Consider the following 12,844-nt stretch of genomic DNA (forward strand, 5'->3'; position numbering starts at 1 on the left):
CTTGGAGGAAACATAATGAATAAGTACTATTTTTATATAATTATTTTTTTTATAGGAGCGATTGTATTTCCTTCCTCTGGATATGCAGAGGATCGGGTTGAACAGGAAAACAAGGTTGTGCTGATTTCATTTGATGGAATGAGAAATGACCTGACAAAAGAGTATGTAAAGAAAGGCAAGCTTCCCCACATTAAAGCACTCATGAAGAATGGAGTAGCCGCCAAGGACTCCAAAACCGTAACCCCATCGCTGACCGCCCCATCACATGCGGCAATTGCATCAGGAGCTGCCCCGTCGGAAACCGGCATGGTCAGCAATAAGTGGCAGGATCCCCAAAAAGAATTGGCAAATGGAGAAAGCGCCTTCCATCAGCCGCTCGATAAAAGCCCGCTTTGGGCAGAGGCAAAAAAAAATGGCAAAACAACTGCCACAGTGCTGTTTCCCGGATCAAACCCCAGTGCAGGAACACAGGCTGATTACGCAGTTTATTATGGCGAAACCTGGGCAGAGAGTTCCCTGGATAAGCTTCAGTTCAAAAAAGCAGAGAGCTGGAAGCACAAAGAAAGCAGCTTTAGCCCTTTAAAGGAAGCTATATTGAAGCTGCCATTAAAAAAAGCAAAGAATAAAGAAATTTATATACTGGCTTTAGACACTTCAGATGATGGAAAGACCAACTATAACCGCTTCATTTTTTCGGAAAATCGTTCGGCAGACCCCAAAGATGTCATTGTCAATGCCAACGAATGGGGGTCAATTCCTGTCGAAGCTGATGGCGAATCTGCAGGATTCTGGTTTAAGCTGAAAATTGACCCTGGCCTTGAGAAAGCAAGCATTTACCGGACGGCCGTTACGTCAGCCCTCATTGAAGGTCCCGACGGATTTGAAGAGGAGCTGCTTTCAAAATTCGGCTTTTTTCCCGTTCAGGATGATACAAAGGCCTTTGAAAAAAAGTGGATTACTAGAGAAGAGTACGAAGAAATCAGTTCACGTTTTGTCAGCTGGGCAACTGATGTGTCTCTTTATATTAAAGAAGAATACCAGCCGGATTTGCTGATGTTTTATACACCTCAAATAGATCATGAATCACATCACTTTCTGCTGACAGATCCACGGCAGCCTGGGTATTCAGAGGAAAATTCTCAAAAACATAAAAAATACATTGAATGGGCATACAAGCTTTCCGATAATGTCGTTGGACAGACGATGGATAGCCTTAGCGGAGAAGACCACCTTCTTGTTGTATCCGACCACGGCATGGAGCCAGTTCACACCATCCTTGCCCCAAACACTCTTTTGAAAGAAGCCGGCCTCTTAAAGACAGATAATAAAGGCAAAGTGGATGAGGAGTACTCCAAAGCAATGGCTGTGGCCAGCGGGTCAGCTGCACAAATTTATCTGAATGAGAACCTCACTAAGAAAGAGAAGGAAAAGGCAGCAGACCAAGTAGAGAAACTCTTTAGCGAGTATAAAATCAAGCCGAAATTCCAGACGAAAGTCCTTAAGGGGTATTTAGGTGAAGCAGGTGATTCCATTGTGCAAGGGCAGGTCAGCCATTTTAATCAAGCAGCGAAGCAATTTTTCCATTACCTTTTTAGAAAGGAAGAAAAACCTTATCAAATTGCCTATGGAAATAAAAAAGAGAATAAGCATCCTAACCAGGGAGACATTTTGCTGCTTGGCTCAAGGGGCTATATGATGGGCAGCAGCCTAACAAGCCCCCATATGCCGGCCATTGAACTCGGCAGCCACGGAGGCAATCCTGATCGGAAAGAACTCAGGGCCGTTTTCTTTGCACACGGCCCTTCTTTTAAAAAGGAACACCGGATTAGCTCGATTACCACACTGGATATTGCCCCAACTGTCTATAAGCTGCTGGACATACCAGCTCCGGACTTCTTGGAGGGTGAAGTTCTAAAAGATGCTTTAGATTAAAAATACTGCCTTGCATGTGCTGCAAGGCAGTATTTTATTTTTGAAAATAAAAAACCCACCCCTAAAGAGATGAGCTGTACACACTATATACAATCCAATTCCACCATCACCGTAGTGCCTTTGCCTATAACACTTTCAATGGCCATCAAACCTTGATGCTCCTGAATAATCTTATTGCTGACTGTGAGCCCCAAACCGATTCCTTTATCTTTTGTCGTATAAAAAGGGGTCCCAAGATACTTCAGCATTTCACCATCAATGCCTGCTCCTTCATCTTCAAAAGCAATCCTTACACGTCTGCTCTCTATTCTTTCAGCACTAATATATACATTTCCGCCATTTGGCATAGCTTCAATCGCATTTTTTAAAAAGTTGACAAACACTTGCTTCAGCTGGGGAGGTGAGCATAATAGCATGATATCATTCTCAAAATGATTGAGATGGATTTGAACATTGTGAAGCAGTGCCTGCGGATGAAGTACATTAATCGTACTTTCAAGAATGGACATTAAGCTCCCTTTCTCAAACTCAATTGCCTGGGGTTTTGCCAGGGACATGAACTCATTGACAATGATATCAATCCGATCAAGCTCTTCCATAATAATGGATAAATAATCATCCTGTTTTTCCTGATTAACGCTGGATTGGAGCAGTTTTGAGAAACCTTTTAAAGAGGTCAGCGGATTTCTGATCTCGTGTGCAACCCCTGCTGCAAGCTGTCCGATAATGGAAAGGCGGTCCAAATTACGCAAAGCCGCATCATTATTAACTCTGTCTGTTATGTTTCTGCCTACTGCCACAAATAATTCAATCTCTCCTTTATCGTTTAATATAGGAGAAATGCTTGCCTCAACGAAAACGATTTCGCCATTAATGGTATCCATCTTTGTTTCAAGCAGCTGAGGCTCACCCGTTTCCAGCAGCTTTTGACATACCTTGCTAAACTTTTCTCTCTCTTCCTCAGAGTTTATGACAGTGCCGCAGGTCTTCCCAACAAGCTGCACCGGCGAATAACCCAAAACTTTTCCATGAGATGGGGATGCATAGATCAACGTTTGATCCTTTGTGAATACTTTGATCATATCTGTCGTATTCATCGTAATCAAATCGTACAGTTCCCTGGTTTTTCTTAATTCCCTCTCCATGCTTTTAAACTCTGTCATATCCCGGAAGATAGCCAAAACGGCGATGATTTTGCCCTTGGAATTTCTGAAGGGAGAATACGAAACCGATATATCCAGAACCGAACCATCCTGATGATAGCGCTGTGTGATCACATTGCTGTATACTTTCCCAAGCTTGACCAGTTTTATAATCTCCTTCACTTCTTCAGGGTTCTGAAACTCGGTAAACTTTCTGCCAATAACTTGCGCTTCGGTATAGCCAAAAATCACCGTATACATATGATTTACCCTTATAAAACGGTTCTCCATATCAATGATGGCAACCCCATCTGCAGTGCAGTTCAGGAACAAATCGAGTAATTCATCAGGATTGGAATAAATCGACTCACCATCATTGCCAAGTATCGGGAAATCATTGACCAATTAGCTCACCCCATTTAATAACTCTATAAACTATATTTTACAGAATTATAAGAAAAAAAGCAGGGGAATTCTTGAGAGAACCTAAAAAAGCAGCTTCCCAATAGGTCAGCTGCCCTCTTTCCATTCTAATCCAGCGACTGCTTCACAATGCATAGTCTGAGGGAACATGTCCACCGGCTGCACTTCGATTGTCCTGTATCCGCCATCCTCCAGAATACGAAGATCCCTTGCAAGCGTTCCCGGGTTGCAGGATACATAGACGACTTTCTTTGGCTTCATGCTTAAAATGGTTTTCAGCAGAGCTTCATCACAGCCTTTTCGCGGCGGGTCAACGACAAGCACATCTGCGGTGTTCCCCTTTTTATACCAGTCAGGGATTACTTCTTCTGCTTTCCCGACTGCAAATGAAGCATTTGTCATGCCATTTAAATCAGCATTCCGCTTCGCATCCTCAATGGCTTCCGGCACGATTTCAACGCCGAACACTTCTTTTGCTTTCTGTGCCAGAAAAAGAGAAATGGTGCCAATTCCGCAGTACGCATCGATAACCTGTTCTTCTCCGCTCAAATTCGCATATTCCAGTGCTTTATCATATAAAACTTTCGTTTGCTCCGGGTTCACCTGATAAAAGGAGCGGGCGGAAATCGCAAATTTGATATCGCCAATAAAATCATAGATCACTTCTTCACCCCAGAGGACTCGTGTGACATCTCCCATGATCACATTCGTCTTCCTGGGATTCACATTATGGACGATGGATTTAACACCTTCAATGCTTGATGCAATCTCTTCCACAATCCTTTGCTTATGCGGGAGCTCGTTCGTCCTTGTGACAAGGACAATCATCACTTCGCCTGTCACAAGCCCATAGCGCGCCATCACGTGGCGGAGCTCGCCTTTATGCCTGCCTTCATCATAAGCACGGACACCATAGCGTCCGCAAATTTCCTTTACCTTTTGTACAACCTCATCATTTTTTTCCTGCTGGATGAGACATTCCTTCATATCGATGATCTGGTGGGTACGCTGCTGGTAAAATCCGCCGATCAGGCCGCCCTCCTGCTCGCCAATCGGAACCTGCGCTTTATTTCTGTAACGCCAAGGGTCCTTCATGCCGAGAACCGGATGCACCTTGACGCCCTCAAGTTTTCCGATTCTTTCCAGAACATCTCTGACCTGTTTTTCCTTGGCGAGAAGCTGGCCTTCATAGCTCAGGTGCTGCAGCTGACATCCGCCGCACTCCTTATAAATCGGGCAGGGAGCTTCTACTCGGTATGGGCTTCTTTCATATGTCTCGATCAGGCGCCCAAAGCCATATCCCTTATTCACCTTAATCACTTTTACCTTTGCTCTCTCACCGGGAAGCCCATCCGGAACAAATAGAGGATAACCATCCACCTTTGCAACTCCTGCCCCTTCATGGGTCAAATCCTCAAATATAACATCTATATAATCATTTTTTTGAACCGGTAATGTTCTGCTCATCATTTTCTTCCTTTTCAGCTTAATTCCGTGACCTATTTGACTAGACAGATTGTATCACAAAAAAGGGGTGAATACGAAATAGATATGGTGCGGATTTTGAACCTGTATACCCTTTATCATGCCTATTTGAAAAACCCTCCACTCTATTAGCATATTTTCCAGTCTATTTGTAAGCTTACCCTGTCTGTTTGCAGAATCACCCTTCTAATTGCAGTAATACTATTCTAATTGCATCGTTCACAAATTCATGTGTTTTGCAAAATAAAAGCCCGCCCTGTAAGAGAGCGGACTTCCTATTATTCGCGGGAACTTTCCCAATCGGTCGGGCGGTCTTCTTCACGAATCTGATCAATTGGGACAAATACTTCCAAATGCCTGTACAGGTTTACGAATTCAGCAGGAAGCAGCCCGCCAAATTCACCGTCCAGATTGAGCTGGACTTTTTCATTGGACTGTACTTTGATGCGGTTTGCCTGTGTATAGATGACGTTCGGATCTTTTACATGCTCACCCCGGACAGCCATTGTCGCGATCCGGATAAAATCAGCAAGATTGGTTTTCTTTAATATCAGCAGAGAGAATAGCCCGTCATTTATACAGGAATCCGGCGCCAGCTTTTCAAAACCGCCGACTGAATTTGTCAGGCCGACAAGGAAAAGCATAACTTCACCTTCAAAGATTTTCCCGTCAAACTCGATGCTTACTTCGGTTGAACGGATGGAAGGAAGCATTTCAATTCCCTTTAGATAATAGGCAAGCTGGCCAATCATGGTTTTCAGCTTGCTTGGCACCTCGTAAGTCAGCTCTGTCAGCCTTCCGCCACCAGCAATATTAATAAAATATTTATCATTTATGCGGCCAATATCGACAGGTATGGTATCTCCTTTTACAATGATTTCAGCAGCCGCATCCACATCTCTTGGAATATGGAGCGCACGGGCAAAATCATTGGTTGTGCCCGTTGGAATAATGCCGAGGCGAGGACGGTAATCCTGTTCAGCGAGTCCGTTTACCACCTCGTTAATCGTACCGTCGCCGCCTGCTGCAATAACCAGATCGAAGCGGCGTTCAACAGCTGCCCGTGCAGCTTTAATCGCATCTCCTTCACCTGTGGTGGCATGGCATGAGGTTTCATATCCTGCACTCTCCAGCTTTTGCAGAACCTCTGCTAAATGTCTTTTAAAAATTTCCCGGCCTGAAGTCGGATTATAAATAATTCTTGCTCTTTTCATAGCCATCATCCTATTATTGAAATATCTAAACTTAATCCTTATATATTATTCCATCTTTTTACATCATAGCGAATAGTCCACGGCTTAGCAATTATTCACTGCCATCCGTTTCTATTCTATTCACTTCCCGCTATTTTCACAAGTGGTCAGATGCACAAATGAATTATACCCTCATTAGGCAAAAAAGTATCGTAATTAAGTTATATTTCTTGGAGATGTAACTGAAATCACATTAAGCAGGATGCAATTGAGCATTATTCCTGTTTCAGGTCCTTCAAAACAAGGCTCTTAACATAGTCAATAATGGATTTATATGGATACTCTTCATTAATTACCCTATGAAGCATTGCCCCGTCCATAAAAGTCCAGAATAATCCCGATACATGGCTTGGATCTGCATCCGGACGGAATTCCCCGGCAGCCTGCCCTTCCTCCATAATGTCTGTTATCAATTTCAAAAAGAACTTCTTTCCTCGCTCGTTCAGAATTCGATTCAAGTTCTCATCTCTGGAGGAATGCAGCGTAAATTCCAGCTGTATAGTAATTCTATCTTTTCGTTCCTGGCTGAATGGGCTCATATCCCTATACAAATCAAAAAGATATTCCAGTTTCTCTTCCGCAGAAGAGAACATGGAAATGTTCTCTGCAAGTCTTGCATTAGCTGATTCTGTCTGATCATTCAAAAGCTCCAGATAGATTTCTTCCTTGCTTTTAAAATAATTATAGATAGCTCCCTTGCTGATTCCTGAATAAGCGACAATGTCATCAATGGTCGCTGCCTGAAATCCCTTTTTGGCAAAGCAGGCCAATGCACCCGCCAGGATCTCTTTCTTTTTCTTCCGCTTATATTCCTCTGATACGATAGGTGACAAGTCTGTCCCTCCATTGTATTTGTTTAGTCTCTGAGAAAATTATTCCAACGCATTAAACATCAGCAGCACTTTTGACTGATGTCACTTCTTTTCAGAACTTCTTCTATATAAAGGCTGGCATGTTCACTCGTGATTTCTGTATTTTTCTCCGCCAATCCGGCCATTACCAGGTCTTCTTTCACTTTAGCGAGAAATAAATCTCTGATAGCTGCTGAACGGCATGGCTGCATCTGCGCTGCCAAGTCCCAGATCCATTGCTCAAGATGGACGCTCTTGCTCTTTTTTTGCATCTCCTCCGGAACCCGCCTTCTTCCCATATTTCTCACTCCCCAAGCATATTCTTATCTTTTAAAATAAACTGATTAGTCTTTTTATTGTAAGGATTTTTAAATGAATTTTCAAACTTTTCGTACACAAAAAAACTCCTAACTGTCCGTTAAGAGTTAATCCTGATCTATTTGGTTTTTATCCCGGTACATTGTTACTAATCCCCCAATCAGCATAAAGCAGGCAAATGCAATGGGAAACCAGCGCTCAAACCAGGATTCTTTATTGGGAAGTTCTTTGTGTTCCTTGTCCGCTTCTTCCGAAAATCCTCCTGTAATTTGAGCCATAACAAGATTGGTAAATTCATCTTCCCCCGGCATTTCCGGCAGGGAATTTTCCTCCTCGTCCATTGCTTCGAGGTATACTTCCAGGCATTGATCACATATATAGAGATGATCTTCATAGAGTTCACGTTCTGGTTCTGACAGCACATTTTTCACATATTTCCGCCATTCTTCCAATGAAAAATGATCCATGAAAAATCATCTCCTTCCAATGTTCCTGACAGCGTAGCGTTCAGGAGCATGAGAATATCCTGCTGGGTATTGCCGATCGAATAAATCCTGGGTTATATCAGCTTCCCTTATATCTATTCGGATTACATTCTTTCTTTTTGAGTGCCGAAACAATCATAATCGAGAGAATTGAATAATTCAATACATTTTTTATAAAAATCTCCCCTAAAAAGCTTTTATTTCCATATTTTTTCATCGCTTAATATTAAAATAATGATTAATTTCCCGCTTCGAACAAAACCATTATATGGTAAACTGTAAGCGATGACTTCAAAGAGGAGGGCAGTGAACATATTTTTAAATAATGGACAACTCTAAACCATTATTGAATATATTGATTGAAAAAGGATGGTTACGATGACATTTCTTATTTACTTGGCAGCGTACCTGATAGGATCAATTCCTACAGCCTTATTGATCGGCAAATATGCCTTTGGGATCGACATCCGTGATCATGGCAGCAATAATCCTGGTGCGACTAACACACTAAGGGTACTGGGCAAAAAAGCAGCTATCGTGGTTCTGCTGGTGGATGTGGGCAAGGGAGCAGCAGCTGCAGCATTGCCTGTCATCCTGAACGCTGAGACCGATCCGTTAATGGCTGGGATGGTTGCAGTAGCAGGCCACTGCTTTCCGATCTTTGCAGGATTCCGCGGAGGAAAAGCCATTGCAACCACGGCAGGTGTATTGCTTTTAGCAAATATATGGATGTTTTTGATCGCCTACATTTGTTTTGTCGCAGTCATTTACAGAACGAAGTATGTATTTTTTGGCTCTTTATCGGTGGGTGCATCTTTACTTATCTATTCCTTATTTACCGAAGGCACTGAACATGAACTTATCTTTTCTATTTTCCTATTATTTTTGATTTTCCTTCACCGTTCGAATATTAAAAACTTCATTGATAAAAATGAGCCTAAAATCAATGATAAGCGCCTGAAAAATGACCGCATCCCTCCAAGAGACCAAAAAAAACGAGCCTAATCGAAGCCCGGATCCTGCATTCGGGCTTTTTTTATTATTTCTCACATGAAAGCCGTTCATTAAGCAAATCCTTTGAATAAAAGTGCAGTCAAAGGAGCTTCTATATGTTTTTGATCTTAAAAATATTAAGTCTTTACTTAATCACAATCATGATTATGAGACTGATGGGCAAGTCGACAATTATCCAGATGACTCCTTACGACCTCGTCGCCATCATTATTGTTGGTACAGTTGCCTCTGAGCCTCTTATTAGCACAGAATACTGGCCGACATTAGCAGCATTGGCGATTCTTGTAGGCCTTCATATTCTCTTTTCCTATTTGACTTTAAACCAAATTGGCAACCGATTTTTTCTTGGGGAACCGACAATGCTGATTAAAAACGGTGAAATCCTGGAAGACAATCTGGAAAAATCCCACCTTTCCATGACTCAGCTGCTGTCTATCCTAAGAAGCAAAGGCTATCCAAAAATTGCGGATGTGGATTACGCCATTCTTGAGCCTATCGGTGAAGTGAGCATCATACCGAAAGTGGCCAATACGCCTGTTACCGTCGAACATTTAAATATCTCCATTCAGGATGAGGGCCTCCCTATTGCGGTTATTGTGGATGGGAGGATTCAGGCGCGTAATCTCGAGCTGCTGGGACAGACTAAAGATTGGCTTTTAGAGCAGCTGCGGCAAAACAATTTGAATGAGAAAGATATTATGTACGCTTATGTAAATGAAAAGTCAAAAAAATTGAATATAAATAGACGCAGATAATATTCTAAAATAGGTTTAAGGTTTGAAGTTAAGGGTATATAACATTGGTTACTTACTAGACAAATAAAAAGTTACTTAACTATACATATCAATATCAGGGGGTAATGGTATGACAGAAAATAGCCTAGTGCTTGAAACAAAAATTGATGGTTTTGATTTTAATTGGGACCTTGAAAAAGGTCTGTTTAATTTTGAAGGCGATGATGCGGTCCTATTTTGGATAAAATCTGCCATGAAAAGCTTCTTCGATACGATTGAAGAGATCTCTGGAAAAGAAACATCCAGCCTTGTACTTGAGACCACCGGCTTCAGGCAGGGAATGGTAGTAGGGGAATTCTTCAAGGATTTAAAACTTCCGATAGAAGAAGTGGCTAATATCATACCCAGAATATATGCTTCTGCTGGCTGGGGGAAATTCATAATCACTGATTTAGATCCCGCTGCGAAAACCGCCAGGGTCAGAGCAATTGACAGCTGGGAATATAAGATTAACAAAGAACAAGGGAAAAACGAGTCTGGAACATTCCTGCCGGGACATTTTGCAGGAATCTTTTCCGCTGTGTTTGGCACAAGCCTTTGGTATAAAAAAGCAGCTGACCAGTTGGCCGGACAGGATTATACAGAGCTGGATTACTTCCCTTCAAGCGTTACTGTTGAGGAAAATATACACGCTTTGGCAAGGCGCGAGGAATCAAAAAAAATCAGCGAGCTTGAAAAATTAGTGGAGGACCGGACGATTGAATTAAAGCAGCTTGTTAAAGAAATCTCTTCACCGGTTATTCCAGTCCTGGATGGAATCGTTGTTGTCCCTCTATTGGGAAGATACGATGAATTCCGCTCTGAAGAACTCGTGGATAAAACTCTCCACAGTCTTCCGAAGCACCAGGCAGATTGTCTGATCCTGGACTTAACCGGGTTAAATCAGTCCATCAGCTCCTACACTGTCGAATTCTTAAGCAAGTTGGCCGCTGCAGCTAACCTGATTGGCACCGAAACCATTCTGGTTGGCATTTCACCAGAACTTGGCACAAAGATTACGGAAACTAATTTTAACCTTTCTAAATTTAACTGCTTCACAAACCTGCAGCACGGTATTTATTATGCACTGTCCAAAAAAGGCAGGAAAATCTTTTAATAACGGAAAAAGCTGACTCCTCATTGGGAAGTCAGCTTTTTTGAGTTAAATGTGTACAAATTATCTGTATCGTTAATTTCTGCGGATAAAAATTTTTATGTGCTCATAGCCTTGTTTTAAGTGCGGATAATTTTATTAATGTGCGTACAGGTTATTTTAGTCTTTTTTATCATTTGATTATACTTTCTTAGGAGCCCCCCTATATTTCGCTTCGCGCAGCTCAAGCGCATAGGCCTCAATATTAGGCATACCCATATCCTTGGCAATGCTTATTTCCTTTTCAATATCATAAGGAATCCGGACAATTTCGATTGAGAAAGGCCCAGCCTCTTTCGATAAGTATTCCCCATGCAAAATTGCATAGGTTGCCTGAGGAATATCCAGGGAATTCCCAACGCTTCCTGCATTGAAAAGCGTCCTATGCGGATGGACCGGTTCAATCAAAGCAGCATGAATATCACCATAGCCGACAACATCCGGAATTAGCCCGTCCTCTCCGGCATTAATATTTTCTGTATTCTCAAACATAGCCAGCTTTTCTTCATAAGAATCCCGCATCGGTACAACCCGATGATAAATGCTTTTAGCGGAAGCATGGTAGAGCCTGACATATTTGCCGCTCATATAAAAATCGTGATGGAATGGCAGAGTTCCCAAATAGGCTAACGCCTCTTCCCCAAGCTGTCTCTGATGCCATCTGCCCTCTTCAAAGTCCAGCGGCTTCTGCATGAAATCATCCCAGTTTCCAAGGAGGACCACTTCACAGGTTTCTTTTATCCGTTCAACGGCTTTAAGGGAGTTTGGCCCCTTTCCTATTAAATCACCTAGGCAGAAAATAATCTCTATTCCGCGTTCGCGGATATTGTCCAGCACCGCCTCCAGAGCTGTGATATTTCCATGAATATCAGAAATTATGGCTACTTTCCCCATGTATGTCTCCCCCTTACTATTCTTATTTAATTTCTCCAAAACATCCAAGCTTCCTCTAACAATTGAAAAAACAAAATTTGATTTTTCCCTGTACCGCCATTACATTAGAAATATGGTAAAATAACAGCATGCCAAAACCAACATTACATATAGAAGGAGTAGGATTTATGTCAAAAGTATTTGTATTCGGACACAAAAACCCAGACACTGACTCAATCTGTTCAGCACTTGCTTATGCAGAATTAAAAAACAAATTAGGCGTTGATGCTGAGCCAATCCGCCTGGGCCAGGTAAATGAGGAAACACAATATGCTTTAAATTATTTTAAAGCTGAAGCTCCCCGTCTTGTTGAGGCAGTTTCCAAAGAAGCAAGCGAAGTAATCCTTGTAGACCATAATGAGTTCCAGCAAAGTGCTGATGATATCAGAGATGTGAAAATCCTTGAGGTTATTGACCACCACCGCATAGCGAACTTTGAAACAAGCGATCCGCTTTACTACCGCGCAGAGCCTGTTGGCTGCACAGCAACTATTCTGAACAAAATGTACAAGGAAAACGGTGTAGAAATCAGCAAGGAAACAGCTGGTTTAATGCTTTCGGCAATCATTTCCGATTCTTTGCTGTTCAAATCTCCAACATGCACAGATCAGGACGTTTCAGCAGCACGCGAGCTTGCTGAAATCGCGGGAGTAAACGCTGAAGAGTATGGTCTGGAAATGCTTAAAGCAGGAGCAGATTTAAGCAAGAAGAGCGTGAAAGAGCTAATCTCCCTTGATGCTAAGGAATTCCAAATGGGCAGCTATAAAACAGAAATCGCACAGGTTAATGCCGTGGACCTAAATGACGTATTAAGCCGCCAGGAAGAATTGGAAGCTGCCATTACTGAAAATATCAATAATAAAGAGCTTGACCTTTTTGTTTTTGTTTTAACTGACATCCTTAACAACGACTCAGTTGCCATTTCTCTTGGCAAAGAAGCTGCAGCAGTTGAAAAAGCTTATGATGTAACACTTGAAAACAACAGTGCCGTATTAAAGGGCGTTGTGTCACGCAAAAAGCAGATTGTACCGCCGCTTACTAACGTATTGGCTGCCAAATAAGACAAAGCAGTGCCGCACTGG

12 protein-coding genes are annotated in these 12,844 nt (G+C 42.2%); 5 read left to right on the top strand and 7 right to left on the bottom strand.

Translation table 11 applies throughout. From position 1 onward, the window contains the following. Nucleotides 1–15: 15 nt before the first annotated feature. Nucleotides 16–1,932, top strand: coding sequence for an alkaline phosphatase family protein (locus MKY20_RS01930; protein WP_019380108.1), 1,917 nt, complete (start codon nucleotides 16–18; stop codon nucleotides 1,930–1,932). Nucleotides 1,933–2,015: 83 nt separating this feature from the next. On the opposite strand, the gene MKY20_RS01935 is transcribed toward MKY20_RS01930, so the two are convergent. The 6 genes from MKY20_RS01935 to MKY20_RS01960 all read right to left on the bottom strand — a co-directional run bounded on the left by MKY20_RS01935 (nucleotide 2,016) and on the right by MKY20_RS01960 (nucleotide 7,871). Continuing rightward, nucleotides 2,016–3,479, bottom strand: a complete 1,464-nt coding sequence (locus MKY20_RS01935; RefSeq protein ID WP_009335944.1) for a PAS domain-containing sensor histidine kinase — start codon at nucleotides 3,477–3,479, stop codon at nucleotides 2,016–2,018. Between the two features lie 105 nt (nucleotides 3,480–3,584). Then, the gene (gene rlmD, locus MKY20_RS01940) at nucleotides 3,585–4,964 is read right to left on the bottom strand and encodes a 23S rRNA (uracil(1939)-C(5))-methyltransferase RlmD (protein ID WP_251175361.1); all 1,380 of its coding nucleotides are present in this window, start codon (nucleotides 4,962–4,964) and stop codon (nucleotides 3,585–3,587) included. 296 nt (nucleotides 4,965–5,260) lie between these two features. Continuing rightward, nucleotides 5,261–6,196, bottom strand: coding sequence for a diacylglycerol kinase (locus MKY20_RS01945; protein ID WP_251175362.1), 936 nt, complete (start codon nucleotides 6,194–6,196; stop codon nucleotides 5,261–5,263). Between the two features lie 254 nt (nucleotides 6,197–6,450). Further along, nucleotides 6,451–7,068 carry a TetR/AcrR family transcriptional regulator gene (locus MKY20_RS01950; RefSeq protein WP_217027456.1) on the bottom strand — a complete coding sequence of 206 codons (618 nt, stop codon included), beginning with the start codon at nucleotides 7,066–7,068 and terminating at the stop codon, nucleotides 6,451–6,453. Between the two features lie 59 nt (nucleotides 7,069–7,127). Further along, complete coding sequence (locus tag MKY20_RS01955; RefSeq protein ID WP_251175363.1) at nucleotides 7,128–7,385, bottom strand: hypothetical protein; 258 nt, start codon at nucleotides 7,383–7,385, stop codon at nucleotides 7,128–7,130. Between the two features lie 126 nt (nucleotides 7,386–7,511). Next, entirely contained in the window at nucleotides 7,512–7,871 is a 360-nt protein-coding gene (locus tag MKY20_RS01960; protein ID WP_251175364.1) for a hypothetical protein, read from the bottom strand. Between the two features lie 396 nt (nucleotides 7,872–8,267). On the opposite strand from MKY20_RS01960, the gene plsY reads away from it, so the two are divergent. The 3 genes from plsY (at nucleotide 8,268) to MKY20_RS01975 (ending at nucleotide 10,793) form a co-directional block, all read left to right on the top strand. Continuing rightward, nucleotides 8,268–8,894, top strand: a complete 627-nt coding sequence (gene plsY, locus MKY20_RS01965) for a glycerol-3-phosphate 1-O-acyltransferase PlsY (RefSeq protein WP_009335950.1) — start codon at nucleotides 8,268–8,270, stop codon at nucleotides 8,892–8,894. A gap of 104 nt (nucleotides 8,895–8,998) precedes the next feature. After that, the gene (locus tag MKY20_RS01970; protein WP_019380112.1) at nucleotides 8,999–9,658 is read left to right on the top strand and encodes a DUF421 domain-containing protein; all 660 of its coding nucleotides are present in this window, start codon (nucleotides 8,999–9,001) and stop codon (nucleotides 9,656–9,658) included. Nucleotides 9,659–9,767: 109 nt separating this feature from the next. Further along, entirely contained in the window at nucleotides 9,768–10,793 is a 1,026-nt protein-coding gene (locus tag MKY20_RS01975) for an STAS domain-containing protein (RefSeq protein WP_009335952.1), read from the top strand. 177 nt (nucleotides 10,794–10,970) lie between these two features. Here MKY20_RS01975 and MKY20_RS01980 read toward each other — a convergent pair whose 3' ends face one another. Beyond that, nucleotides 10,971–11,723, bottom strand: coding sequence for a metallophosphoesterase family protein (locus MKY20_RS01980; protein WP_192908057.1), 753 nt, complete (start codon nucleotides 11,721–11,723; stop codon nucleotides 10,971–10,973). A 167-nt stretch (nucleotides 11,724–11,890) separates the two neighbouring features. Here MKY20_RS01980 and MKY20_RS01985 point away from each other — a divergent pair, with 167 nt between their 5' ends. Beyond that, nucleotides 11,891–12,823: a manganese-dependent inorganic pyrophosphatase gene (locus MKY20_RS01985; RefSeq protein ID WP_251175365.1), complete on the top strand. Its 933-nt coding sequence runs from the start codon at nucleotides 11,891–11,893 to the stop codon at nucleotides 12,821–12,823. Nucleotides 12,824–12,844 lie beyond the last annotated feature (21 nt).

The sequence above is a fragment of the Cytobacillus sp. FSL W8-0315 genome, from assembly GCF_038002905.1.
In the GTDB taxonomy this organism is placed as follows: Bacteria; Bacillota; Bacilli; order Bacillales; family Cytobacillaceae; genus Cytobacillus; species Cytobacillus pseudoceanisediminis.